The sequence below is a fragment of the Luteibacter sp. 22Crub2.1 genome (genome assembly GCF_900167995.1).
GTDB lineage: Bacteria > Pseudomonadota > Gammaproteobacteria > Xanthomonadales > Rhodanobacteraceae > Luteibacter > Luteibacter mycovicinus.
This window is the reverse complement of sequence record NZ_FUYT01000015.1, coordinates 127,103-153,205: the sequence shown is the minus strand read 5'-3', so window position 1 is coordinate 153,205 and position 26,103 is coordinate 127,103. Positions and strand designations below refer to the sequence as shown.

The window sequence follows — 26,103 nt, the reverse complement described above, 5'->3', positions numbered from 1 at the left end:
TCATTGACTCTTCAGCTGCAGCGCGGGTGTGATGCTGCACGCGCGCCAGGCGGGAAGCAGGCCGGCGATCAACGTAGCGATCACCGAAAGCAGCAACGTGGCGACGAGCATGGCCAGATCGAGATGAGCCAGCCGGGCGAACGCATCGGGCTGCCTTCGCACCAGGGCGAGTCCGGCCCACGCGAGGATCAGCCCACCCACGCCTCCGGCCACACCGATCAGGCCGGCCTCGGTGAGCAATTGCGCAAACACGCTGCGCCGTGACGCGCCCAGCGCACGCCGCACACCGACTTCGCCGGCGCGTCGCATGAACTTGGCCAGCATCAGCCCCACGGTGTTGACCAGGCACACGACAAAAAAGCCGAGGGCAAGCCACACCTGCAGGCGTACATCGCTCGGAACGACCTTCTGCTCTTCCAGGAAAGCGAGCAGGCCGGTCACCTCCGGGTGCTGGAGACGCTGAAAACGGCCAAGCGCCGCCTGCTCGTGCGCGTAGCCGTCGAGGTAGCGACGATACGCTTCGAGGTGCGCCGCACTGTCGAGCTGTACCCAGTACTGCAGCCAGGTGCACGAGGCACGTTCCATCTCGTTCTCGGCGGTCGACCCCTCGCCCCAGCAGCTGATCCCACCTTCGCGGCCCATCTCCAGCGCGCGGGCCGTCGAGAGCGGGACGAACACGCCTTCGCTGCCCGAAAAGCTGCCGGTATAGATATCGTAGAAATGCGGCACGGGTCGCCAGACATCGAGCACGCCGATGATGCGAAGATCCGCCCCGTTAGCGCGTATCGTCCGGCCGACGCTGTTGGTGCCGCCGAACAGCCGGTCGTTCAGATCGGCGCCGATCACGGCCACGTGTGCCCTGGACTCGTCCTCCGCATCGCTCCACGGCTGCCCGTAGCGGAACGGCACATCGAACATCGGGAAGAAGTCCGCCGTCGTATAGCGCGAGTGCTCGATGAACGGATCCATGGCCCGATCGTCGGACTGGACCGGTACCGTGCCACCCACCATCAGGGCTTGCCGGTCCGCCCGACGGTCCTTCAGCAAGCGCATGCCGTCGATCCAGGTGACCTGCACGGGTAGCTTCGTATCCTCCGCGTGGCTCAGATCGCGAGGGTCCAGCCGGGGCATGTAGATCGATCCGCTGCGTTCCGGCAGCGGATCGCCCGACAACACGTGCAGGACGGTCAGCGTGGTCATGCTGGCCCCGATCCCTAGCGCGACGGCGAGAATCATGAGCGCCGTCAGTGCCCTGCTCCGCCTCAGGCTGCGAAAGGCGAGTTCCAGGTAATAGGCGAACATCGATACTTCCACGCCTCAGACGCTCCGCGTCGCTTCGACAGGCGACACCCGCGACGCGCGCAGCGCCGGCGCGAACACCGCCGCCTGACCGAGGCCGAGCAACGCGACCACACCGACCATCACGTACGTAAACGAAAGCCGCTTCATCTCGAAATGCGTGAACATCCACTGGCTCAGCCCCAGCGCGAGCATCGTGCCGACGACCACGCCGGCGAGCGCGATCAGGAAGTTCTCGGTCATGAAGTAACTGAGGATATCGCTGCGCTTCGCCCCCAATGCGCGCCGCACACCGATCTGCTTACGCCGCTGCCCGACCCAGAAGCTCGACAAGCCCACGATGCCCGCCGCCGTGATGGCCAGCAACACGCCGCAGACGACGCTCATCAGGATCGCCATGCCGCGATCCGCCTCGTAGGCGTTCGCACGCACCGTTTCGAAGGTGCGGATGCCATATTTTTCGGGAAGGACACGCATGCGGTTGACGTCGAACAGGACTTTGGGAACGCTCTTGAATACGGCGTCCTGCTGCCCCGGCTTGGTACGGATCATGAAACTCTGTCCGCCGTCGTTGAACGTCAGCGGCATGATCGTCACGCTGTCCATGAAGTCCATGTCGATCCACGGAACGGTCAGCTTCGCCACGATGCCGATGATGGTCGAAGGCTTCCCGCCTCGGTAATAGATGACCTTGCCCAGCGCATCGCCGTTGGGAAAAAGTTTGTCGGCCAGCGTCTTGGTCACGATCACCTGCGGCGGGGACGGCGACTCCTGGCGCTCGAACGAGCCGACCTCGGAGGCAGTGAAATTCCGGCCGGCGATGAGCTGCACGCCCAGCGTCTTGAGCGTGTGCTCGTCGCCGAAGTAGAGCGCGGTCTGCGCGCCGCCCTTGGTCGCATCCGGTGCCGTGCGCGCGGTCAATGACCAGCCACCCCGGCGCAGCGGATACGTGTTGGTGACATACGCATCTTCCACGCCGGGCATGGCGCGAATGGCCTGGATGTCCGTCCTGATGATCGGAAGGTAGGTCGAGGGCGCACCTACATACCGGTTCTGCACGGCGATCAGGTTCGACTCGTTCATGCCTGTCGGCCGGTTCGCCCGCTCGACGCGCTCATGCACGATGAACAGGGCATTGCAGACGATGGCCAGGGTCAACGCGATCTGCAGCGCGATGAGGATGGTGCCGGCCTTATGCCGACGCAGCGCGGCGAGGATGGGAAGTATCTGCACGATGAAATCCTCAGTTCGACTTCAGCTGCCAGGCGGGCTGCACTTGGGCGGCGCGCCAGGTCGGATAGAAAGCGGCGATGATCGACGCGGCGATCGACACCACGAGCGTGAGCAGCACGAGCATCGGGTCCAGTGTCGCCAGCCGGGCGATGGGCTCGGGGAAGACCAGCCCCACGCCGAGCACACCCAGCCCGGTAAGGATCAGGCCCAGGACGCCCCCTGCGACACCGATCGTGCCCGCCTCGATCAGGAACTGCGCGTAGATATGCAGCCGTGACGCGCCCAGCGCCCGGCGAACGCCGATTTCAGGCGCCCGACGCATGAACTTCGCCAGCAGCAGACCCACCGTGTTGACCAGGCAGATCACCAGGAAGCCCAGCGATACGACCAGCGACACCTGCGACTCCGGCGGAACGACGTTCTGCACCGACAACCAGTCCATCACGTCACGCACGCGCCCGTTGGGTGCCCAGCGAAAACGGCCCGCACGTTGTTGTTCGGCGCCATAGCCGGCGATGTACTGACGGTAGGACTCCGCCGCGGCACGGGTCGGCAGCTCCGCCCAGAGCGACAGCCAGATGCACTCGGAACGCAGATAGTTGTCCCAGCCTTCACCGGGATCGGCGACGCAGTTGTTATTGCCACTATTGGGCAGCTTGAGATCGACAGCCCGGTTGAACGGCACATACACCGAGGCGCCATCGTTGAACCCGCTCGTATTGGGCACGTCGAAAAACAGCGGCTGCGGCGCCCAGTCCTGGATCACGCCGCTGATGCGGAACAGATGGCCATCGATGTTGATCTGCTTGCCGACGCTCTGGCCGCCGTCGAACAGCTTGTCGTTGAGCGTCTTCGAGATCACCGCGACGCTGGCATGGCGCTCGTCGTCGTCCAGCGTCCATGCCTGTCCCTGAATGAAGGGCACATCGAACATCGGGAAGAAGTCGGCGCCTGTCGCGTACGCACCTTCGCGCACCGGTAAACGGCTCGGGTCGTCCGGGATCACGGAAATGCCGATCGGATAGGTCACCGTCTGCCGTTCGGCCTTGTGTGCCCGCAGCAGCGCCGTCGCGTCCTTGTACGACAATGCCGGGGGTGGCTCGCCCTTCTCCGTATTCTCGGGACCCCAGTTGTCGACCTGCACGTTGTAGAGCACGGCCGACTTCTGTGGAATCGGATCCCGCGACGTCGCGCGGAACACCGAGTACGTCGTCATCGACGCGGCCACGCCGAAGCCGATGGCCATCACCATCAGTGCGGTGAGGACCGGGTTGCGCCGCAGGCTGCGCATACCGAGTTGGAGGTAGTAACTGAACATGGACGGATTCCCCCGGAGAAGCGGCGGTACGATCAGGAGTGGGCGACGTTGGGATGCGAGTGGAAGCGCGGTTCTTCAGCGAGGTCGACCACCTGGCCGTCGATCACGTGGACGTTGCGCTGCGCGCGTGCGGCGAGTTCCGGATCGTGAGTCACCATGACGATGGTGGCGCCTTCACGGTGGATCTCTTCCAGCAGTTCCATCACGCCGCGGGCCATCTGCGTATCGAGGTTACCGGTCGGTTCGTCGGCCAGAAGAAGACGCGGTGAGCCGGCGAGTGCGCGGGCGATGGCGACACGCTGCTGCTGACCGCCGGAGAGTTCGGCCGGGTAATGCCTCGCGCGCGAGGCCAGGCCGACACGCTCGAGCGCGTCCATGATGCGCTGCTTGCGCTCGGCGGCTTTCATCCCGCGATAGCGCAGCGGCACTTCGACGTTGTCGAACACGTTGAGGTCGGGGATCAGGTTGAACGCCTGGAAGATGAAGCCGATCTTCTCGTTGCGGATCTTCGAGCGGGCGTTATCGTCGAGCTTGCTCACTTCGACGCCGTCCAGGTGGTACTCGCCACCGGTGAACGTCTCGAGCAGGCCGGCGATGGTGAGGAAGGTGGTCTTGCCCGAGCCGGACGGTCCGGTGACGGCCACGAACTCGCCTTCCTTCACATCGATGTTGAAGTCGCGCAGGGCGTAGGTCTCGACGACTTCCGTGCGGTAGACCTTGGCGAGATGGTTCATCTTGAGCATGACGTTTCCCTCGGTGGATGAATGGTTGGAACGGTTAACGGCTGATGGCGATGTGCTTGGCGGTGCCAAAGGTGTCCGCCCCGGAGATGACGATCTTGTCGCCCTCCTTCAGGCCGTCCAGAATCTCGACCTTGTCGATGCTGCTGGCACCGACACGGATATCGCGACGATCGGCCATGCCGTCGGCCACGACGTAAGCGTAGCGCCCGGCGCTTTCGTCCACGAACGAGCCGCGCTCGACGGTCAGTACGTTGTCGCGTTTGTCGAGCAGGATACGCACGGACATGCGCTGGCTCTGGCGCAGCTGCTTGGGTGTATCGCCGTCGAAACGCAGTCGCGCCGCGACTTCGCCATTGACCACCTCGGGCGAGATCGCGCTCACCTTCCCGTCCCACACCTTGCCGTTACCGGTGATCTCACCGGGCATGCCGATCGCGAGGTCGCGCGCGAAGCTCTCCGGCACTTTCATCTCGACTTCGAGGGCGGACAGATCGATGACGCTCAGCAGCTGGGCATCCTTGGCGACCGTGGCGCGCTCGGCGATGAACAGCTGACCGACCTGCCCGTCGACGGGCGACTTCACGTTGAGGTCGTCGACCTGGCGCTCGAGGTCTTTCACCAGCAGCAGCTGACGGTCGTGGGCCAGCTTCTTCGACTGCACGTCGAAAGTCAGGCTGTCGTTATCCGTCGCCAGGTCGGACTTCGCGTGCTTCGTGGTGATCGCCGCCTTATCCAGCGTGGACTTGGCCTTCTCCACTTCGGCGGCCGGCACGGCACCCTTGTCGAACGCGCTCTGGTAGCGCTTGAGGTCACGCTCGGCGGCGGTCTGATCGATGGTCGCGTTATCGAACGCCTTCTGCAGCTCGGAGCGCTTCTTCGTCGCGTCGATCTGCGCGCGCAGGAACTCCACTTCCATCGCATCGGCCGCCGACTGCTCCTGCGCGAGCTTGCTGGTGAGTTCGGGGCTGGTGATGACGGCGAGCGGCTGATTCTTCGTCACCACGTCGCCCGCATGCACTTTCAGCACGACCGCACCGGCGGACGCGGCATACATCGTCGGGCTCACGGCGGCGACCACTTTGCCTTCCGCCGCGATGTCGCGAACGAAGGGGCCACGGGTGACGGTGCCGAACGAGAGGCGCGAGGCGCTGACCGACGAATCCGCGGAGAACATCGTCGCGACCTTCGGCGCCGCGAAAACGAGTGCGGCCATGACCACCACGCCCGCGCCACCGAGCAGCAGTTTGCGCCGATGGCTCGGGCGGACTTCGACGAGGCGGTCCTGTGCGGAGGTGTCGCGGATCATGTTGGGTATCCCTGGTGATTTCCAGGGAGTAGCAGCAAGCGGCGTGCCAACACGAAATACTAAATCAGATCATAGCCTTGCAAGGAATCCGGCGTGTGAGACGTGTGTCCGCGGACAAAGTGTCCGGACACCCGCGGGTGGCGGACACGTCCGCGCGAGGCATCAGCCAGCGATGCCCACGGATTCGGACATCGCGATATCCCGCGCCACACCGTGGCCGAGCGTGGATATGCATGCGTCGCGCGCACCAAGCACCGTGAAGCCACTCATCCGTCGGCGGGTGAAGGTGAGCACGCGCGCGCGCGATGCACGCAACCATTCGCGGTTCGGCGATCGCCGCGCCGGCGCCGCGATCGGTGAGGCGTCGGCGAACAGGCCATCCCAGGCGAGGTAGTCCGTGTCGGGCAGCAGATAGATGCGGGCGACGGTGTCGCCTTCGGCGCTGACGCAGTCGATCCACTCGCGCGGCCCTTCCGCCGTGATGGCGCAGGTCAGGCCCACGTAGCGGGCGACCAGCAGTGGCGCCAGATCGGCCGATTCCACGAGGCAGCCGTCGGCGGCCGGCGCGCTGAGCGCACAGCCGGACAGCGGCGGTGCCAGGTACAGCACACCGCCCAGCTGCCCCAGGCCCTCGAACAGGGTCCGCGGTGCCAGCGCCAGCCAGCGCGTGGTCGAGGTGGTACGGGCGCGCGAGAGCACGCCGAAGGACGATAGCCAGCCGAACATGTCGCCTCCCGGTATGGGACGAGGAACGGAGGCCTGGCTTGCGCGGTCCGGGGAGGTCCCGCGTGGCTTGGCGTCGGGGAGAAGTGCGCTTACTTGGTAAGGATCAGCTTGTCGTTGCGAGTCAGGCGCAGGTGGTACTCGCTGCCCTGGTGCTCGATGACGAGCTCACGCGAACCGTCGAGGAGGTTCTTGCTCTCGATGCGCCGCGTCGCGACGGGGGTCGCCATGCGAAGGGGTACGACCTTGTCTCGGCCGCCGTTGTCGGTCAGGGGAAGCGTTCTCAGCAACATGGTCAGCTCCGCGGTTGAGGGTGCGGAGTTGATGATAATGATTCTCAATTACCTGTCAACAGGCAATGGGGTCTCTGCTGAGAAAACGCCGCCCGACGGCGGCGTCGTTTCAGCCCTCGCCGGCGAGCCGCGGGGCGTCGGCAAGCATCCCGGCCAGCGTCCGCTCCAGTTCTTCGAGGTCCGGAATGATCGCGGTGTCGTCCCGGACGAGCACCCGCGCACGCACACCGAACGGCAGGTCATGCCCGTCGTGGGTCGGCAACAGAAGCTCGGCATTGAGCGTGGTCAGGCGCGGGAAGCCGTGGGTCACCACGGCGATGTACGGCAGCCCTGCCGTATTGCCGAGCGCCTTCAGCACGGCGACGCGGGCGGCCTGCGGCGGTGCGTCGTCGGGCAGGCGGGCCACATGGTCGAAACGCACCAGCGGAATGCTCCAGCCACGCCAGGCGATGCGCCCCAGCAGCCAATCGGGCGCATCGGCGACCGGCTCGACGCCGGCCAGGGTAATGACTTCCGCCACCGCGGCGTTCGGCAGCAGCAGGCGTACGCCCGCGCTGGGAATCAGGACGCAGCGGATTTCGCGCGGTAACGGCTCGCTCATGGGAATTCCTCGATCAGTTTCTGCGCCAGCGCCGCGACGTCGCCGGCATAGGCCGCCACGCGCTCTTCGCGGATGCCCGCGACCATGTGGCCACGTTCTTCGTCCACCGGCACGCTTTCCACCCAGACGCGACCACCGGCGTCATAGATCGCCTGTGCTCCCGCCACGGCATCGTTCCCGCGCCCGGCGAACACGATAGCCAGCGCGTCGCCGCCGAAGCCGCCGGCCAGCGTGCTCAGGACACCGTCGATCGACGGGCCCGCGCTGCCGGCCGCGCTGGCGTCTTCGCGCACCGTGACACTGCCGTCGCGGCGGATCTGTACATGCGACCCGCGCGGCACCACCAGGCGCTCGCCGTGGGCCGTATGGTCCTGCTCGCGGGCGATTCGCAGATCGCCCAGGCGGCGCGCGAATGCCTGGGTGTCATCATGATGCGCGACGACGAGCAGCACCGCGGGAAGACGTGCGGGGACCGCGGCCAGGAACGCGGCGATCGACGCTTCGCTTTCGCCTGCGCCGCCAAGGGCGATCACGCGGCGCACGGCACGCGAGCTGCCTTCGAGGAACATCTCGTGAGAGAACTCGCCATCGGTGCGCGGCGCGATGGCTTCTTCCATCGAGACCAGTTCGAGCGTGAAGCCCGCCTCGATGCCGTGCGTCCCGTCGTCGACGATGTCCTGTGCGAGGTATTCCGCAGCCGTGAGCGTTTCGATACCGAACTCCGAAGCGGGCGGGCGAGCCACCGTTTCGGTCACGACGGCGTCGTGGTCGATCAGGTCCCATTCGGGCGCCGGGGGCGGTACGTATTCGGTGGCGCGGCCTTCGATCTCCAGCTTCGGCGTGCCTGCCTGCGCCGTGCCCGGCAGGGCATCGTCCTCAGGTGCGAGCGAGAACTGGCTCAGGTCGAATTCGCGTTCCGGTGCGGGCGACGGCGGCGGCGTTTCGTCGATGACCTCGAAGCCGGACAGATCGAGCGACGCCAGCTCGGTCAGTTCGACCGGTGCGGACGGCACCTCGTCCAGGCCGTCCGTGCTGATCGCGGAGGCATCGGTGTCGGCCAGCAGCGCTTCGAGTTCGGCGGCGAGCTCCGTCGGATCGGCCCCCTCACCGTCGTGTTCGCCCGTGGCGGACAGCGTGGTCGAAAAGGCCAGTTCGTCGGGCACATCGTGCTCGACACCCGGCACCGCATCCATCGACACAGGCGCAGGCTTGTCGACGGATGCCATCGGCTCCTCGGGATAACCGTGCGTACCCGTGATGGCCAGGTCATCGACCAGGGGTTCGTTGAAGGTCTCTTCGGCCGGCGCGGCAACGCCGGCCATCGCGACCACACGCGGTTCGATGGCTCGGGCGTCTTCGGGGCGTGGCGGATCCATCGGTGACACGCCGACCAGCTTTGCCGCGAGATGCCGGGCCCAGCGGGCGCGGTCCCAGCCTTCCAGCGTGCGGCTCACGTCCGCATCGTTGAACACCAGGCGCGGATGCCCGCCTTCGACCGTGTCGTACAGACGGTCGAGGTCGTCATCACTGGGGTCGTCGAGGTCGACCACGACCACATCGGCCGACGAACCGACCAGTTCGGCGGGCGCGAAGGCACGAAGGTCCGATTCATAGACGATCGTCGCGCCCTGCTCGACCAGCGCGTCGCGCAGGTGTCCGGACAGCGCTGAGTCGTCGAACAGTAACGCCACCAGGGGCGCACGATCACCCATGGTGAACTCCGAGCACATCGTTGATCTGGATGACCAGATCGTTTTCCTGATACGGCTTGCCGATGTAACGGTCCACGCCGATGTCGAACGCGCGCTGACGATGTTTGTCGCCGGTACGCGAGGTGATCATGATGATGGGCACGCCCGCCAGACGCTCATCGGCCTTCATCTGCGTCGCCAGTTCATAGCCGTCCATGCGCGGCATCTCGATGTCGAGCAGCATCAGGTCGGGCACGCGCTCATTGAGCTTTTCGAGCGCGTCGATGCCGTCCTTCGCCGTCATCACCTCGAACTCGTGACGCTCCAGCACGCGGCCGGTGACCTTGCGCATGGTGATCGAATCGTCGACCACCATGACCAGCGGCTTCACGCGGATCTCGTCCTGCGCGCGCGGTGCGTGCGGGATGGCCGCTTCGGCTTCGAAGGCGCGGCGAGCCATGCCATGACGCACCAGGGGCGCGAGGTCGAGAATCATCAGCACCGAACCGTCGCCCATGATCGTCGCGCCGAGGATACCCGGCACCGAGCTGACCTGCGGACCGACCGGCTTGACCACGATTTCGCGCGAGCCGAGCACGGCGTCCACACGAATCGCGGCGCGCAGGTCGCCGGAGCGAGCGAGCAGCAGCGGAATATCGCCCTCGTCCGGCGACGCGACGATATGCACGCCCAGCAGCTGCGGCAGGTCGTGGATGGCGAACTCTTCACCCAGATAGTCGAACGCGGGCTGCTCGTCGGCCATGCGGTGGGCGAGCTCGTTCGGCTCCACACGCGCCACGCCGTTGACCGAGGTCATCGGGATGGCGAAGTTCGTTTCACCGATACGCACGATCAGGGCCTGGGTCACCGCGAGGGTGAACGGCAGGCGCATCACGAAGGTCGTGCCGCTGCCCTTCTCCGATTCGATCGCCAGCGTGCCGCCGAGCTGCTTGATCTCGTTGGCGACCACGTCCATACCGACACCACGACCGGCTACCTGGGTGACCTTCTCCGCGGTGGAGAAGCCCGGTACCTGAGTGAGCTGAAGGATCTGGTCGTCGGAGACACGGGCATCCGGACGCAGCAGGCCGCGCTCGATCGCCTTGGCGCGAATGGCGTCGCGGTCCATGCCGGCACCGTCGTCGGACAGGCGCACCACGACCTCGGTGGCTTCGCGCGCCACCTGGATACGCACCGTGCCTTCCGGATGCTTACCGTTGGCTTCGCGAGTGTCCGGTGTCTCGATACCGTGGGCGACCGCGTTACGCAGCATGTGCTCGAACGGCGCCTTGATACGGTCGAGCATGTTGCGGTCCATTTCGCCGTTGGCGCCTTCCACCACCAGCTGCGCCCGCTTGCCAACGTCGTTGGCGGCCTGGCGGAGCGTGCGGCGAAGGTTGGGCACCATCGCGTCGAACGGCAACATGCGGGTCTGCATGAGACCTTCCTGCAGTTCCGCGTTGACCCGCTGCTGCTGGAGCAGAAGGTTTTCGGACTGACGGGTAAGCTCATCGAGGATCGTCTGCAGCGAGACCAGATCGGATACCGACTCGGCCAGCGCTCGCGAGTACTGCTGAAGCTGCGAGAAGCGATCGAGTTCGAGCGGATCGAACGTCGCCGATCCGGTATCGCGGTGTTCCTGGTGGTAACGCGCGATGATCTGCGCTTCGGTTTCGATTTCGAGCATGCGCAGCTGGCTGCGCAGACGGCTGACCGTCTGCTCGTGCTCGGTGAGCGTCGAGCGGAAGCTGGCCGTCTGCTGTTCCAGGCGCGAGCGGTAAATCGACACTTCGCCGGCGTGGTTCACCAGCGTGTCGAGCATGTCCGCGCGGACACGGATCTGTTCCTGCGACGCGCGCTGCAGTTCTTCTTCCTCGAATTCCGGCAGCAGGTCCGGCAGTTCGTGGTCGAGGACAGGAATGACTTCCGGTTCCGGCAGGGGCTCGGTCGCCGGGATGTACTCGGCGGCCTCGCGCTCTTCGCGGTACGCCTCGGCGGTCAGCGTATCCGGTGCGATGGGCGCGCCGGCCAGGCGTGCGAACGGCTCGATGTCGGCATCGCTGAGCGCGATCGCGCGGTTCTGCGCGATGCTCTGGATCATGCCATGCAGACGATCGAAACCGACTTCCATCGCTTCGATGGAGGCGCGGTCGCTTTCGCGCTGGCCCGTGGCCACCGCGTCGAGAAGGGCTTCCATCGCATGCGCGAAGTCGCCGACCGGCGCCAGGCCAGCCATGCGCGCACTGCCCTTCAGCGTGTGCAGATCGCGCTGCAGCGAGGTGACGTGTTCCGCCACCTGCGGCTCGATGCGCCATGCGGCGAGCGCGCCGTCGGCGTGATCCAGAATCTCGCGGCCTTCCTCGACGAACACCTCGAGCAGGTCGGGATCGATATCGGCATACGGCGAAAGCTCCGGCACCAGGGCCGGTGCCGGCTCGTCCACCGGCGTATGCACCGGCGCGGCGACCGGTTCATGCGACTGGTCTTCGATGACGACGGACTCGGCCACGGCGGGCTCGGCCACGTCTTCCGGCTGAGCCACGTCTTCCGGCTCGGCCACATCTTCCGGCTCGGCCACTTCGTCCGGCTCGGCCACTGCTTGCGGCTCAGCGGCTTCTTCCGGCTCAGCCAGCTCGAACGATGCTTCGGACTCCGCCATGTCAGCGGCGTACGGCGCTGCTTCCGGAGCCTCGACCTGGTCGACAGGCATTTCCTCGGCCACCGGCTCGACGACGGGCTCGGTGGGAGCCGACTCTGCCGGCGCGTCGGAACCCGCCGACGCCAGCGGATCGGGATCGACAAACGAATCCTCTTCCGACGGCGTCTCGTCGATCGCTTCATCGTCGGCGGAAACGATCTCCCCGACACGCGAATCCTCGACACGCGGTTCGACGAGGCCATCGTCGGTATGCAGCACGTCACCGTCGTGCGACATCGGCTGCGGCAATGCTTCGGCTTCGGCTTCGGCTTCGGCTTCGGCTTCGGCGTCGGCCTCAGGCGCCGCGTCGACCGACGGCCCGGCCGGCGTCGTCGCGGCGGCATCGAAACCCTCCACCAGCGCGCGCCAGGCAGCCGCTTCGTCGACGTCGTACTTCGCGATCGGCTCGACCACGCCTTCCGGTTTGTCGACCTGGAAACGTTCGAACGAAGCGAGCAGCTCGGCCGTGAGATCGTCCGTGCTGTCGATCGGCTCGACGGGCGCCAGCTCGATTCCGGGAATGGCCTGACTGTCCGTCTCGGCGTCGATTTCGGCCTGAAGCTCGGCGAGCGTCGGCTCCTGCTCTTCGGACGTTTCGGATTCAGGCTCCACGTCGGCGACGACGTCGGCTTTCGTTTCGACCACGGGCGGAGCGGCGGCCTCGAGCTCGGCAAGCTCACGGGCCAGCATCGCCTCCAGTTCGGCTTCGAGGTCGGCCGGAGCGGCAGCATCCTCTTCCACGCTGTCGTCGGCGATGGTTTCCGTGTCGAACGACGACACGGGGGCCGCGTCGTCTTCCGGCAAGACCTCGTCCACGACCGGCGGCGGGACGTCGTCGACGACGTTCGCAACGGGCGGCACGACGTCTTCGAGGTCGTCGATGTAGTCGATGTCGGCGACGACCGGCGTCGCGGACGCCGCGTCGAGGGGCGCCTCGTCCAGCGGCAGCGGATCGGGCTCGTACAGGATGTGCGCGACCGTCGCTTCGGGCTGTTCGTCGCGCATGGCGATGATATGTGCCGCCAGCGCGGCCACGTCCGGTACGCGCGGATCCGGGGCATCGAACTGGTCCATCACGTGATCGACGAGATCGGCCGTATCGGTCAGCGCGTCCACGCCTTCCACACGCAGCGGCAGGCCGCTGGCGCGAACGCGCTTGATCAGGCCTTCCAGCGGTGCGAGCACCTGGATGAGCACCGGGATGTCGACCATACCGATGGCACCGTGCAACGTATGCACGGCACGCAGCAGCGCGTCGTCGACAAACAGTTCGCCGTCGCCGGCGCGGGCCAGGTTGGCACGAATGATCGTGAGGTACTGGGCCACCTCGGTACGCAGGATGTCGAGCAGGACGGCGTCGACAGGCGGCAGCGGCGGCGCGACATACACCGGCTCGCTCGGCGCGGTTTCGACGGGCTCGGCGGGCGTCTGACCGTAGCTGGCGAAAGCGGCGGTCGGCACGGCGGCGATGGTGTCGCGAGGCACGCGACGCTTCACCTTGGTGCGGACCTTCTGTACGGAGCTCTTCGCGACATCTTCCACAAAGGCCATGTCGCCCATCGCGAGGCGATCCGCGGTTTCCATGATCGCGGCGATCGGCGCACCCGGGGTGCTCTCGCCTTCGAGAGCGGCCTTCAGCTGCGGCAGCGCATCGATGGCATGACGGACCAGCGCCTGCACGCCCGGATGCGGTTCGATGCTCTTGTCGAGCACGCGGTTGAGCGTGTTCTCGACCTTCCAGGCGAACTCGCCCAGAAGACGGGCGCCGACCAGACGACCGGAGCCCTTCAGCGTATGGAACGAGCGACGGATCGGAACGAGCGATTCGCTTCGTTCCGGATTGGCCAGCCACACGCTCTGCGCGGCGCGGAGGTTGTTGATCTCTTCCTCGGTTTCTTCGAGGAAGATCTCGCGGATTTCGTCGTCGATACCGTCGACCGTGATCTGGAAGCCGGCGAACTCGGCATGGCCTGCGCCGCCCACTTCCTGCTCGATCTCTTCCTCGATCTCGACCCAGTCTTCCTCGCCCGCGGCAGCGGCGGGCTCCGCAGCGGCCGCGACCGGCGACGTCGCTTCAGGCGCCGTCGCTTCGGGCGCGGCGACCGCGGCGGCGGCGGCGATTTCCGCCTCGGTCGGCGGCTCGTCGACCAGATCGAACGATTCGGCAAACGTCGATACCGTCTCGCCCGCATCGACGCTGGTCGACGGCACGGCGATGTGCTCGATCGCCGCGCTTTCGATGCGCTCGATCGCGGCTTCGCCCAGCGGCTCGGCTGCATCTTCCTCGGCGGCCGGCAGCGGCCAGTAACCGAGCTCGGCCAGGCTCTGCTGCGTCACGTCCAGGATGTGCTCGAGGCCACCGCGGTGTTCGCGGGCGGCTTCGAGGTAATACTCGAGCGCCGCCAGTGCGTCGGCGAGGCGATCCATCTGCGCGCCGTTCGGCACGCGGCGGTCGCCGAGCAGTTCACGATGAATGAACAGGCCAATGCCATCGGCGAGCTCGCCGGGGCGCGGAGCGCCCAGCATGCGCATCGCGCCGCCGATTTCGGCCATCAGCTCCGGCGTACCGTCCAGCTGGGCGTGATCCCAGGACGATTCGACGAAGGCGACGATCGCGTCCTTGACCTTCGACGTGTTGCCCGTGGCTTCGCGCATCAGCGTGGCGAGAATGTGGCGTGCCTCGCTGCGCGGAAGCGGCGACGGACCGAGGTCTGAAACGACCTGCTCCTCGCCCTCGGCACCGAGGCGTTCGATGTGGTCGTCGAGCGAGGCTTCGACGTAGAGCAGCGCGCCCGCGACATCGAGCAACGACTCTTCGTCGGGATCGCGCGCACCGGTGGCGATTTCGCCGAGGATCCGGCGCTGTTCGCCCACCACGCGACGCGGCACGCCGAGGGCGAGCATGCCCAGCGTGTCACCGACGCGATCGAGTACGTCAGCCTGCGGGCCGAGCTGGGCGGGATCGCCATCGGGGCGACGGAGGAACAGATCGAGCGATTCCTTCACCCGCAGCAGGTCTTCCTTGATCGCCACCGACACGGTGTCGAGCAGCGCGCGGTTGTGACCGGACATCGAGCCACGGGCATGCTCGACCTCGGCCGCCTGCGGCAGCAAGCCGTCGAGGCGATAGGTCTGGCGCAGTTCTTCGAGGCGTTCGCTGCCCGGTTTGGCCTGGGCGACGTAGTACAGCAGCTTGCGTGCGAGTTCGTCCGCATCGCCGTTGAGCAATGCGTCTTCGCCACCCTCCACCAGTTCACGGATGGAACGGTCGACGCGGCCGATCAGCTGGCGCACGTCCTTTTCGTGGGCACGCAGCACGCCACGCTCGAGGCCCTCGAGCACACCGGCGGCGATCCACCACAGGCGACGGCCGGCGATGGTGTAGCAACGCGCGGCAATGCCGTCGAGCGTCGCACGCATGCCGAGCAGCTGACGTTCGTTGCCCTGCCCGCGGAACCAGGCCAGCAACTGCTGCTGGAAACGCACGCGCAGTTCGGCGATCTCGGCGCGATGGCTTTCCGCCGCCGCGGGATCGTTCGCACCCGGCGCAATGGCCGGCAGCATGGTGTCGAGGTTGGGCGTGAACAGTGCCGACTCGTGCAGCGACTGCTCGCCACGGCTCGAGCGAAGATCGTTGAGCAGCGGCAGGAGCACGATGGGCACGTCGCGGTGGCCACTCTGCAGACGCTCGAGGTAGTCGGGCATCTGCATCATGCCGCGCATAAGCGCGGCATAGGCGTCGTCGCGATGGGCCACGCGATCGTCGATCAGCGCGGCGACCAGCTGCTCCATTTCGCCGACGACCATGGCGGCGCCGTACAACTCGACCATACGCAGCGTGCCGTGGACCTGGTGAAGGTCCGCGGCACAGGTGTGCATGACGTAGGCGTCGCGGGAGTCTTCGACGTAGGACTCGAGGGCCTGGCGTGCCTTGGACAAGGCGTCGTCGAGCTCCGCCTTGACCCAGTGCAGCGTAGTGAAATCGGTATGGTCTTGAAGTCTCACTGCATTAGCCCGGCAGCTTGAAGTTCGCGACGGACAGTCGCAGGTCGTTCGCCAGCTGTGCCAGGTTTCCGATCGACTCGGCCGTCTGACTCGCACCCAGCGAGGTCTGCGAGGTGATCTCCTGGATGACGTTCATCGTCGCCGAGGTATCCGTTGCCGCGGCCGACTGCTGGCGGGCAGCGGCGGAGATGTTCTGAATCAGTGCGGAAAGATCGTTCGAGACGCGCTCGATGTCGCCCAGCGCGGTACCCGCGTCCTCGGCCAGTCGTGCACCGGCCACCACCTCGGCGGTGGTCTGCTCCATGGAGCTGACCGCCTCGTTGGTATCGGACTGAATGGTCTGGACCAGCGTTTCGATTCGCTTCGTGGCGCTGGCGGAACGTTCGGCGAGTCGCTGGACTTCGTCCGCGACGACCGCGAAACCGCGACCCGCTTCACCGGCCGACGCCGCCTGGATGGCTGCGTTCAACGCGAGGATGTTGGTCTGCTCGGCAATGTCGTTGATCAGTTCGACGATCGAGCCGATTTCCTGCGAAGACTCGCCCAGTCGCTTGATTCGCTTCGAGGTTTCCTGGATCTGGTCACGGATCGAGTCCATGCCCTGAATCGTTTCCCGCACCACTTCCGCGCCACGCGATGCGATCTGCACCGAGCGCTGCGCCACGTCGGCCGACTCGGCCGAGTCCTTCGACACCGTATCCATCGAGGTGGCGATCTGGTTGATGGCGGAGGTCGCCGAGGTGATCTGCTGCGCCTGCTGTTCCGCCGCGTCGGCGAGGTGCATCGCGGTGGCTTGGGTTTCCTGCGCTGCCGCCGAGACCCGCACCGCCGTTTCGTTAATCGTGGTGACGAGGTTGCGCATCTCGTCGACCGCGGAGTTCATGGCGTCCGCGATGGCGCCCGTGATGTCCTCGGTCACCGTCGCCTTGATGGTCAGGTCGCCTTCGGCGAGCGAGCCCATCTCATCCAGCAGTCGCATAATCGCGGTCTGGTTACGCTGATTGAGTTCGGACGTGGTTTCCAGGCGGCGACGCTGATCGCGCACGAGGTTGTAGACCAGCAACAGGGCGAACGCCACCGCGCCGATGGCGCCGATCAGGCCCCACCATACGTTCGGGAACAGACGGGTCAGCGGCAGCCTGGCGATCTGGTCGGCGGACTCGTTCGCACGCAGCAACACGGTCTGCGAATCGAGCGAGGCCTGGTTACCGGCGCGCTTAACGTCCTGCAGGTTCGGCGACGCCGAGACCAGCTGGGTGACGGGATCGACCAGGTCGCCCCACGACGTCTGCATGTCGGTCAGGATCTTGTGGGCATTGCTGTCGGAGATGGCACGGACACCGCCGTCCGGGTTGCCATCGATCAGGCCCTTGAGCACCGAACCGTACAGCTGCGCATCGCGCGACAGGCCGTCAGCGGCGGACTGCGCACCGTCGCCACCCTGCAGGATTTCCTGCACGCGGCGGATCATGCGGTCAGCCATGAGCATCCAGCGCGCGATGGTGAAGGTCTGCTCCACCGAGGCGTTTTTCTGCTGGACGATGTTGAGCACCTCGTCGGTGCGCGCGTTCAGCAGCGGCATCTGCCTGGAGAACAGATCGGCGCGCTCACCCGACGACAGGACGAGGTCCTTGTTGGAGAGAATCTTGCCGATGTCCGCGTCGAGCTGGTGCCAGGCGTTGGCCAGCGCGCCCACCGAGCGACCGGCCTGCGAGCCGTTGTCGTCCGCGTAAGCCGGCATGCCGGTCTTGTCGTCGCCCTTGACCAGGCGCTGCACCGCCGAATCGATCGTGTTCCGGGTGGCCGACAGTTCGCGGAAGGAGTCGCGGTTGCCGTCGGATGCCTCGAGCGCGTACTTCGCGGTCTGCTGCGAAAGCACCTGAACCTGGGTCGTCAACGCGATGGCTTCGCGATCCTCACCGTTCCTGGTGTTCAGCCACCAGAAGTCGACCGACGCCAAACCGATCGCCAGGAGAAGAAACACGATAACGATCGTGTAGCCACGTTCCCGGCCTGCGCCGCCTGCTGTCGTGCTCATATCTACCTCACCCAAACCTGGCAAAGCTAGCCACCGGCGCCTCGAGGCTGCCGGCAAGACGAAGCGACCGAAGTGATCGCCCCCCCGTTCCCAATGCGAAAGCGGCCAAGCCACCTCCGCCCATCCTGTAACGGGCCGGCCAAGAGGCCGCCCCGTCCCCCTGGAGACGCCTTACAGCGCCGCCTGCCGGAAATCCGGCGCACGAACCAGACGGCTCATACTGAACAGCCCGAACGATTGCTCGCCAAGTGTCACGTTTTCAGCCACGAACCGCGTCAGGCGCGGATCGCGTTCGTCTTCGCCCGAACCGCGCTGGGCGTCGTCCATCGTCCGCTGGCCGAAAACCTCGTCGACCAGCAGCCCCACCGTGCCGCCGTGCTGGCGTACGAGAAGCAGACGCGTACGCTCGGAAGACGGCGTACGTTCGTCGAACAGGAACCGGCCCAGATCGATCGCCGGCACCAGGTTGCCTCGCACGTTTGCCACGCCCATCAGCCAGGGCTGCGTGCCCGGGACGTTGGTCAGCGAGGGAACCGCCAGCAGTTCGTTGATTTCCTCGATGCCGCTGACGAAGGCGCGCCGACCCACGCGGAAACCGATGCCACGCCACAGGCCCGTCGAGTCGACGTGCGCCGGCGCATCGGCCGAGTGCGCCAGACAGGCGCGTTCGTAGAAGGCGAGCAGTTCGAAGGGCGACGTTGCAACGTTTTCGCTCATATCGCCCTCAGTGCGTCTTGTTCGGGAGCAGGCTGGCGATGGTCGAGAGAAGCTCCTTCTCGTTTACCGGCTTGGTGATGAAGGCCTTCGCACCCTGGCGCAGGCCCCACACGCGGTCGGTCTCCATCGATTTGGTCGTGATCATCACCACGGGCACGTCCGCCGTGGCCGGGTCGCGGCTCAGCGAACGGGTGGCCTGGAAGCCGTTCATGCCGGGCATGATGACGTCCATGATGACCAGATCGGGCTTGTTCTCCTGGATCCGCGCGATGCCTGCTTCGGCATTGTCCACGCTGGAAACGGAAAAACCCGCCTTTTCGAGCAGCGTGGTGAACACGCGTACGTCGGTGGGCGAGTCGTCGATGATTAGGATATTTGCCACACGTCCCCCTGGACGTCGTTAAGCGAGATCAGGTCGGTCAGCTCGCCGTCGCATAGCGGTGAATCGCGCCGAGAAGTTCGTCGCGGGTGAATGGCTTGGTGAGGTACTGCTCGGCCCCGACGATGCGACCGCGCGCCTTGTCGAACAGACCGTCCTTGGAGGACAGCATGATTACCGGCGTACCGCGGAACTGGGCGTTGTTCTTGATCAGCGCGCAGGTCTGATACCCGTCCAGGCGCGGCATCATGATGTCGACGAAGATGATGTTCGGCTTCTGGTCCGAGATTTTCGCCAGCGCCTCGAAGCCGTCGACGGCGGTGAGGACGTCGCAGCCTTCCTTCTTCAACAGCGTTTCCGCCGTGCGCCGGATGGTTTTCGAATCGTCGATGACCATGACCTTCAAACCGGTCAGGTCGGTACCGCGTCCGCTTTCGTTCACTGCGCCCCCGTGCCACGCAAAAAAAACCGCAAATCCCCGCGCAGGATAGCCCCTTTCCGGGGCGTGTTCCGTGCGCTGGGTCGTCGTCCGGAACCTGCGTCCCGGCGGCCCGCTCTTCGGCGTTCCTCCCGACCGCTGTTTAATGGTTGGTGAGAGTTACGTCAAGATGAATTGTTCTTAAAAGGGGGACGGGCTTGTGAAATGGACCCTCCCGCTCCACTAGACTTGGCACCTTTCCTGCTCGCCGGACCCGCCATGTCCCTCACCGTCGCCGTCCTGATGGACCCGATCCGCGCCATCAAGATCGCCAAGGACTCCACCTTCGCCATGTTGCTGGAGGCTTCCCGCCGCGGCCACACCCTGTTTTACATGGAGCAGGGCGACATGGCCCTGCGCGACGGCGAGGCCTGGGCACGCCTGCGGCCGCTCACCGTGAAAGACGATCCCGCCGGTTGGTACACGCTGGGCGAAGCCGCCTGGCGCCCCCTTGGCGAGATAGACATCGTGCTGGCCCGCAAGGATCCGCCGGTCGATGCCCAGTTCGTCTACGACACCATGGTGCTGGAGCGCGCCCAGCGGGCGGGCGCCAGGGTCGTCAACGACCCGCGCAGCCTGCGCGACTGCAACGAGAAGCTGTTCGCGCTGGATTTCCCGCAGTGCATCGCCCCGACGCTGGTCTCGCGCGACCGTGGCGACCTCAAGGCCTTTGTCGCCCTTCACGGCGAGGCGGTCCTGAAGCCGCTGGACGGGATGGGCGGCCGCGGGATCTTCCGCGTCCGGGCCGGCGACAGCAATCTCAACTCGATGCTGGAGACCCTCTTGGGTCCGGCAGGGCATGACTTCGTCATCGCGCAGAAGTACATCCCGGAGATCACGTCGGGCGACAAGCGCATCCTGCTGATCGACGGCGAACCGGTGCCTTATGCCCTCGCCCGCATTCCCCAGGGCGACGAATTCCGCGGCAACCTGGCGGCCGGCGGCCGTGGCGAAGGCGTGCCGCTGTCCGAGCGCGACCGCTGGATCGCCGCCCAGGTCGCGCCCGAGCTGCTGCGTCGCGGCCTCCGCTTCGTCGGTCTGGACGTCATCGGCGACTACCTGACCGAGATCAACGTCACATCTCCGACCTGTATCCGGGAACTGGATGCCCAGTTCGGCATTAACATCGCGGGGCTGATGTTCGACGCAATCGAGGCCCGATGACGACCCGCACCACCGGCGCCGATCTGTTCGGCGCGACCCTGCTGTTCTCGCTGCTGCTGCACGGTGTCGTCATCCTCGGCATCACCTTCGACGCGGAGAAGCCCAAACCGAGCGTTCCCACGCTCGACGTCACCCTCGTGGACGTCGCCAACCAGGAGCCGCCCGACAAGGCCGACTTCCTGGCCCAGGCGAACAACGCGGGCGGCGGTGACAAGGACAAGGCGGCGCGCCCATCGGAGCCGGTGTCCGGCCCCCTGCCCACTCCCGTACGCGGTGTCACGCCCGAGCCGAAAGAAGCGCAGGCACCCGCGCCTCAGGACCGCACGCCGCAGCAGTTGCTGACGAGTTCCGGCGAAACCGCCTTCGCGGTCGATACGACGAAACAGCAGACCGAGCACCAGGAGCACCCGCTGCCCGTGTCGGACGAGGAGATCCAGCGCAAGCTGGAGATGGCTCGCCTGTCGGCCGAGGTGCGCGAACAGTCGCAGGCCTACGCCAAGCGACCGAAGAAGAAATTCATTTCGTCCAACACGCGCGAGTACGTCTACGCCGCCTACATGAAGGGCTGGGTGGGTCGCGTGGAGCGGGTGGGCAACCTCAACTACCCGGACGAAGCCCGCCGCCAGGGGCTGTACGGCGAGCTGGTCCTCACCGTCGGTCTTAACAAGGACGGCTCGATCAAGAGCATGGACGTGATCAAGAGTTCAGGCCATAAGCTGCTCGATGACGCCGCCCAGCGCATCGTCCGGCTGGCGGCACCCTTCCCCTCGCTGCCGGCTGACAAGACGAAGGTGGATGAGTTGTACATCACCCGGACCTGGCAGTTCTTGCCGGGGAACGTTTTGAGGAACTATTGAGGCGGGGGACCGGGCGGACGCCCGGGTCGCGCGCGGGGCGCGCTCCTACAGGGACCTTATCGCGCGCGGGGCGCGCTCCTACGGGGCCGGGTCGCGCGCGGGGCGCGCTGCTACGGAGCGATGCGCCTTGTAGGAGCGCGCCCTGCGCGCGATTCACGCCAACGCGATTCACGATGCCGGCAGCAGCTGATCCGCCTCACTCACATAGGCCTTCTGCGCCTTCCTGTCCCAGACACACAGCTCCCGCCCCGGCCGGTTCTTCATGTGCTTCTGCGGATAACGCCCCGCCAGCACCAGCGCCGTCACCGGCACCCGGTCGTCATACGCGATAGGCCGCCCCACCGGCTTCACATCCTTCAGGCCGCTTGCCGCGACGCAGGCCTGCGTCAGCCGCTGGTCATAGTCCTTCCATGCCGACGGCGTCGAAGCCTGCGCCAGCGAAGCGGCGAGCGCGCCGGTCGCCGCTACAAAACCCTTTGCGAACATCATCTTCTTCACGAGTTTGCCTCCTTGTGACCGGGCGCACACGGTACCTCCGGCGCGCTGAACCCATCCGCACGCCCGGGCGAACAGCGGCTACAATGTGGTCATGACGATCGCCAACACATTCGCGGGTCAATTCCTCATCGCGATGCCCTCGCTGGCCGAACCGCCGTTCGCGCGTGGCGTCGCGTTTCTTTGCCAGCACGGCGAAGACGGAGCGGTCGGGCTGCTGATCAACCAGATCTCCGAGTACCGCCTGGGCGACGTGCTCGCGCAGATGAAGCTGGAGTGCGAGGACCCCGAGATTGCCGACTACCCGGTACTCATCGGCGGGCCGGTGCAGCAGGAACGCGGATTCGTCCTCCATCGCGAGCCGGGCAACTGGGACTCCAGCTACCGGGTAAACGAGGACTGGTGCGTCACCACCTCGCGCGACATCCTGGTCGCCATGGCCAAGGGCGAAGGCCCCCGCCGCGCGGTGGTCACGCTTGGCTACGCGGGCTGGGAAGCCGGCCAGCTCGAACAGGAAGTCATGGACAACGCCTGGCTCACCACGCGCGCTGACGAGCACATCATTTTCGACACACCGCTCGACGAGCGCTGGGTCGCCGCGGCCCGCAAGCTGGGCATGCAGGACCCCTCCCAGCTGACCGGCTACGCCGGTCACGCCTGAGCATCCGTTCGCGATGAGTTGCCTGTTCGGTTTCGATGTCGGCACCAAGGTCGTCGGCGTCGCCGTCGGCAACCGCCTTACCGGAACGGCCCGCGGCATCGCAGCGGTGCCGGTGCGCGACGGCCAGCCCGACTGGCAGGCGCTCGACACGCTTCGCCGCGAGTGGCTGCCCGAGGCGTTGATCGTCGGCCTGCCACTCGACAACGAGGGCAAGGAACAACCGATGACCCGCACCGCCCGCCGTTTTGCCGAGCGCATCGGCGAGCGCTACGCCCTGCCCGTGACCTTCGCCGACGAGCGCATGAGCTCGCAGGAGGCCGCGCGCCGCTTCGCCGCCGGACGCGCCGCGGGCACGCGCAAGCGCTCCGATGTCCGCTCGATCGATGCCGAGGCCGCCGCGGTCATCCTCGAGTCTTATCTTCTGCAGTCATGATCCATCCCCCACCTTGAGGCCGTCATGTCCCAACGCCTGCGCCATCTGACCACCCTCGAGAACCTGCCGCGCGAAACGATCGAGCGCCTGCTCGACCGCGCGAACTCCATGCGCGACGCCAGCGCCCATGGCACGCGCAAGCTGGACCTGCTCGGCGGTCGTACCGTGCTCAACCTGTTCTTCGAGCCCTCGACGCGCACGCGCACGTCGTTCGAGCTGGCCGCGCGTCGCCTCGGCGCCGATGTCGTCAATTTCGACATCGGGCTGTCCTCGACCAGCAAGGGCGAAGAACTGTTCGACACCCTGCACACGCTCGAAGCCATGCATCTCGACGCCATCGTCGTCCGCCACAAGGTCTCCGGAACGCCCGAGGAACTGGTCAGGCACGCGATGAGCGGCGTGTCCGTGGTGAATGCCGGCGACGGCAACCGCGCCCACCCGACGCAGGGCCTGCTCGATGCGCTGACCATCCGCAACCACCACCCGGACATGCGCAAGGTCAAGGTCGCCATCTGCGGCGACGTGCGCCACTCGCGTGTCGCCCGCTCCGACGTCCATGTGCTGACCGCACTCGGCGTGAAGGACGTCCGTATCGTGGGGCCGACCGCGCTGCTGCCCACCGAAGGCGAGTTGAACGGCGTCACGTACCACGAAGATTTCGACGAGGCGATCGCCGGTGTCGACGCCGTGATCATGCTGCGCCTGCAGAAAGAGCGCATGGCCTCGACGGACCTCCCGGACGAAGCGGCCTACTTCGAGCGCTATGGCCTTGATACCAGGCGCCTCGCCCGGGCGGCGAAGGGTTGCCTGGTGATGCACCCGGGCCCGATCAACCGTGGCATCGAGATCGCCTCCGACGTCGCCGATGGCGCCCAGTCGCGGATCCTCGAGCAGGTCGGCAACGGGGTGTTCGTGCGGATGGCGGTTCTTTGCGAAGTGCTCGGCCGCTAACCGGCACCGCGCCTTGCGTTCCGGCATAATGCCGGGACCTAGGGACCAAACAATGGGATACAGAATGCGACCGACCAAGCGACTTCTCGCGCTCGGCGTCGCCAGCTTGCTGCTGGCGGCCTGCGGCCACAAAGACAAGGATGCCCCTCTGGCCTTCGTGCCGGCGGATACGCCGTACGTGGTCGCAAGCCTCGACAAGCTCGACGACGACGCCTATGAGGCCATGCTGGCCCAGGCCAACAGCGAGCTGCCGGGCCAGGTGGGTCAGATGAAGGCCTTCGCCTCGGACCTCGAAAGCAAGGGCAACAAGGACGGCGCCAACCTCGTCAATGCGCTGGCGGCCGAGTTCGACGGCAAGACCGCCGAGGCCGCCCTGAAGAACATGGGCCTGGATGCGAAGAACGGCACGGCCTTCTACGGCCTCGGTCTCGCTCCGGTCGCGCGCATCACGCTGGCCGATACCGCCGCGTGGGACGCCTTCGTCGGTCGACTGGAAACCGCCTATGGCAAGAAGCTCGAGACCGCCGATGCCGGTGGCCAGCCGTACCGCCACGTCGCTCTGTCCGACTCGGGCATCCAGCTGATCATCGCCACCGTCGGCAAGCAGGCCGTGGTTTCGCTGCTGCCGGCGGACGCCGCCCAGCCGCTGATCCGTCAGGCGCTCGGTGCCGATCGCCCGGAAAAGAGCATCCAGGAAGACGGCCGCCTTGCCGATCTGGCCAAGGAAAAGGGCTACAAGGACTACGCCGTCGGCCAGGTCGACCTGACCCGCCTGCTGCCCCTGATCGCCACGGGCAAGGATCCGCTGTTCGCGACCTTCCTCAAGCACCAGTCGGCCAAGACCGGCGAACCTGTGCCCACGCTGCCGCCGAGCTGCCAGAGCGAAGCGTCGCGCATCGCCGCGCGCGTGCCCTCCGTCAGCTTCGGCTACACCCGCCTCGACCTGCACCACCAGGAGCAGCGCGTGGACATCGCGCTGGCCGACGACATCACCAAGGCCTTCTCCGGTCTCAAGGTCGAAGTCCCGGGCCTGGGTAGCGACGCGACCGGCGCGTTCGACATCAGCCTCGCGCTGCCCGTCGAACAGCTGCGCACGTTCTTCACCGCGCAGGCGGAAGCCGTAGCGGCCAAGCCGTTCGAATGCCCGGCCTTCGCCAGCATGAACGACAGCTTCGCCAAAATGGGTTCGACCATGCAGCAGGCGGCCATCCCGCCGATCGGCGACCTGCGCGGCCTTCGCGTGCTCATCGACTCGTTCAAGCCTGCCGCCAACGCGCAGCAGATGCCGCAGCTCACCGGCCGTGTCGTGATCGCGACGCGTAACCCGGCGGGTCTGCTGGCCATGGGTCAGGCGATGCTCGGCGGCGACTTCAAGCTGGCCGGCGACGGCAAGCCGGTCGCTCTGCCGCCGAACATCAGCGGCATGCTCGGTATGCCGGGCTGGGCCGCCATGAACGGCCAGGCCATCGCCATCGGCCTGGGCGCCGGCGAAGACGCCAAGCTCGACGACGTCCTCATGGGCAGCACGGGTGATGCTGGCCGTGTCTCCCGCCTGCATCTGAACGGCGACATGTACCGCTCGTGGGTCGACGTGATGGCCGATAAGGCTCAGGCCTTCGCCAGCAACATGACCGAAGCCGCCGGTGCCGATGGCGCCCCGGACGGCCAGGCCGACACCGCCGCGGCGGCTCAGCGCTCCAAGGCACAGTTCGATGCGATGAAGGCTCAGGCCGCCCGCGTCATGCAGGTCTCGGGCGAGTCGCATGTCGACGAGAAGGGCCTGGTGATCTCGGGCGCGGTCGAATACAAGTAAGCCGCGTTACGGCGCCAAAGAGGAAGGCGGCCCTCCGGGGCCGCCTTTTTTTTATGCGCTGAGCAGACACTGATCACCCTTTCGGCAAAGCTGAACGGAGCGGTTTTTCGGGCACGAATCGTTCACGGATGCGCTGTTTCCATAGGCCCCGCGACACGGCAGCCACAGTGCGCGGCGCCGTCGCCAGTCCCATCACAGATTCGTATA

At 66.3% G+C, this 26,103-nt stretch carries 21 protein-coding genes; 6 read left to right on the top strand and 15 right to left on the bottom strand.

Annotated features, from left to right (window positions below):
- The 14 genes from B5X73_RS16400 to pilG all read right to left on the bottom strand — a co-directional run bounded on the left by B5X73_RS16400 (position 1) and on the right by pilG (position 19,441).
- Positions 1 to 1,302 carry an ABC transporter permease gene (locus B5X73_RS16400; protein WP_079522570.1) on the bottom strand — a complete coding sequence of 434 codons (1,302 nt, stop codon included), beginning with the start codon at positions 1,300 to 1,302 and terminating at the stop codon, positions 1 to 3.
- A 15-nt stretch (positions 1,303 to 1,317) separates the two neighbouring features.
- Positions 1,318 to 2,532: an ABC transporter permease gene (locus B5X73_RS16395; RefSeq protein WP_079522569.1), complete on the bottom strand. Its 1,215-nt coding sequence runs from the start codon at positions 2,530 to 2,532 to the stop codon at positions 1,318 to 1,320.
- Positions 2,533 to 2,542: 10 nt separating this feature from the next.
- A complete protein-coding gene (locus tag B5X73_RS16390; RefSeq protein WP_079522568.1) occupies positions 2,543 to 3,850 on the bottom strand; it encodes an ABC transporter permease in 1,308 nt (435 codons plus the stop codon).
- Positions 3,851 to 3,882: 32 nt separating this feature from the next.
- Entirely contained in the window at positions 3,883 to 4,593 is a 711-nt protein-coding gene (locus B5X73_RS16385) for an ABC transporter ATP-binding protein (RefSeq protein ID WP_036111317.1), read from the bottom strand.
- 34 nt (positions 4,594 to 4,627) lie between these two features.
- The gene (locus tag B5X73_RS16380; RefSeq protein WP_036111315.1) at positions 4,628 to 5,899 is read right to left on the bottom strand and encodes an efflux RND transporter periplasmic adaptor subunit; all 1,272 of its coding nucleotides are present in this window, start codon (positions 5,897 to 5,899) and stop codon (positions 4,628 to 4,630) included.
- Positions 5,900 to 6,061: 162 nt separating this feature from the next.
- On the bottom strand, positions 6,062 to 6,625 hold the full coding sequence (locus B5X73_RS16375) for a hypothetical protein (protein ID WP_051943389.1): 564 nt from the start codon (positions 6,623 to 6,625) through the stop codon (positions 6,062 to 6,064).
- 89 nt (positions 6,626 to 6,714) lie between these two features.
- Complete coding sequence (locus B5X73_RS16370; protein WP_051944201.1) at positions 6,715 to 6,852, bottom strand: hemin uptake protein HemP; 138 nt, start codon at positions 6,850 to 6,852, stop codon at positions 6,715 to 6,717.
- A gap of 172 nt (positions 6,853 to 7,024) precedes the next feature.
- Positions 7,025 to 7,516, bottom strand: a complete 492-nt coding sequence (locus B5X73_RS16365) for a chemotaxis protein CheW (protein WP_036111313.1) — start codon at positions 7,514 to 7,516, stop codon at positions 7,025 to 7,027.
- Positions 7,513 to 9,228 (bottom strand): chemotaxis protein CheB, encoded by a 1,716-nt coding sequence (locus B5X73_RS16360; RefSeq protein ID WP_139382812.1) that lies wholly within the window; start codon positions 9,226 to 9,228, stop codon positions 7,513 to 7,515. Before B5X73_RS16360 ends, B5X73_RS16365 begins: the two co-directional genes overlap by 4 nt.
- On the bottom strand, positions 9,221 to 15,910 hold the full coding sequence (locus B5X73_RS16355) for an Hpt domain-containing protein (protein WP_139382811.1): 6,690 nt from the start codon (positions 15,908 to 15,910) through the stop codon (positions 9,221 to 9,223). The genes B5X73_RS16360 and B5X73_RS16355 overlap by 8 nt, the downstream gene beginning before the upstream one ends.
- Before the next feature lie 4 nt (positions 15,911 to 15,914).
- A complete protein-coding gene (locus tag B5X73_RS16350; protein WP_036111308.1) occupies positions 15,915 to 17,948 on the bottom strand; it encodes a methyl-accepting chemotaxis protein in 2,034 nt (677 codons plus the stop codon).
- Between the two features lie 171 nt (positions 17,949 to 18,119).
- Positions 18,120 to 18,665, bottom strand: a complete 546-nt coding sequence (locus B5X73_RS16345; protein ID WP_036111305.1) for a chemotaxis protein CheW — start codon at positions 18,663 to 18,665, stop codon at positions 18,120 to 18,122.
- A gap of 7 nt (positions 18,666 to 18,672) precedes the next feature.
- Positions 18,673 to 19,047 (bottom strand): response regulator, encoded by a 375-nt coding sequence (locus B5X73_RS16340; protein WP_036111303.1) that lies wholly within the window; start codon positions 19,045 to 19,047, stop codon positions 18,673 to 18,675.
- 37 nt (positions 19,048 to 19,084) lie between these two features.
- Positions 19,085 to 19,441, bottom strand: a complete 357-nt coding sequence (gene pilG / locus B5X73_RS16335) for a twitching motility response regulator PilG (protein WP_051944199.1) — start codon at positions 19,439 to 19,441, stop codon at positions 19,085 to 19,087.
- A gap of 300 nt (positions 19,442 to 19,741) precedes the next feature.
- Between pilG and gshB the strand changes: the two genes are divergently transcribed.
- Positions 19,742 to 20,686: a glutathione synthase gene (gshB, locus tag B5X73_RS16330; protein ID WP_079522564.1), complete on the top strand. Its 945-nt coding sequence runs from the start codon at positions 19,742 to 19,744 to the stop codon at positions 20,684 to 20,686.
- A complete protein-coding gene (locus B5X73_RS16325; protein ID WP_036111297.1) occupies positions 20,683 to 21,543 on the top strand; it encodes an energy transducer TonB in 861 nt (286 codons plus the stop codon). Before gshB ends, B5X73_RS16325 begins: the two co-directional genes overlap by 4 nt.
- Positions 21,544 to 21,711: 168 nt before the next feature.
- On the opposite strand, the gene B5X73_RS16320 is transcribed toward B5X73_RS16325, so the two are convergent.
- Positions 21,712 to 22,041, bottom strand: a complete 330-nt coding sequence (locus B5X73_RS16320) for a hypothetical protein (RefSeq protein WP_217699786.1) — start codon at positions 22,039 to 22,041, stop codon at positions 21,712 to 21,714.
- Positions 22,042 to 22,132: 91 nt separating this feature from the next.
- Between B5X73_RS16320 and B5X73_RS16315 the strand changes: the two genes are divergently transcribed.
- From B5X73_RS16315 to B5X73_RS16300, 4 genes are all read left to right on the top strand, one after another.
- Entirely contained in the window at positions 22,133 to 22,699 is a 567-nt protein-coding gene (locus B5X73_RS16315) for a YqgE/AlgH family protein (protein WP_079522563.1), read from the top strand.
- Between the two features lie 13 nt (positions 22,700 to 22,712).
- Positions 22,713 to 23,132 (top strand): Holliday junction resolvase RuvX, encoded by a 420-nt coding sequence (gene ruvX, locus B5X73_RS16310; protein ID WP_036111291.1) that lies wholly within the window; start codon positions 22,713 to 22,715, stop codon positions 23,130 to 23,132.
- A 24-nt stretch (positions 23,133 to 23,156) separates the two neighbouring features.
- Positions 23,157 to 24,083 carry an aspartate carbamoyltransferase catalytic subunit gene (locus tag B5X73_RS16305; RefSeq protein WP_079522562.1) on the top strand — a complete coding sequence of 309 codons (927 nt, stop codon included), beginning with the start codon at positions 23,157 to 23,159 and terminating at the stop codon, positions 24,081 to 24,083.
- Positions 24,084 to 24,147: 64 nt separating this feature from the next.
- A complete protein-coding gene (locus B5X73_RS16300) occupies positions 24,148 to 25,896 on the top strand; it encodes a hypothetical protein (protein WP_079522561.1) in 1,749 nt (582 codons plus the stop codon).
- Positions 25,897 to 26,103: the final 207 nt, after the last annotated feature.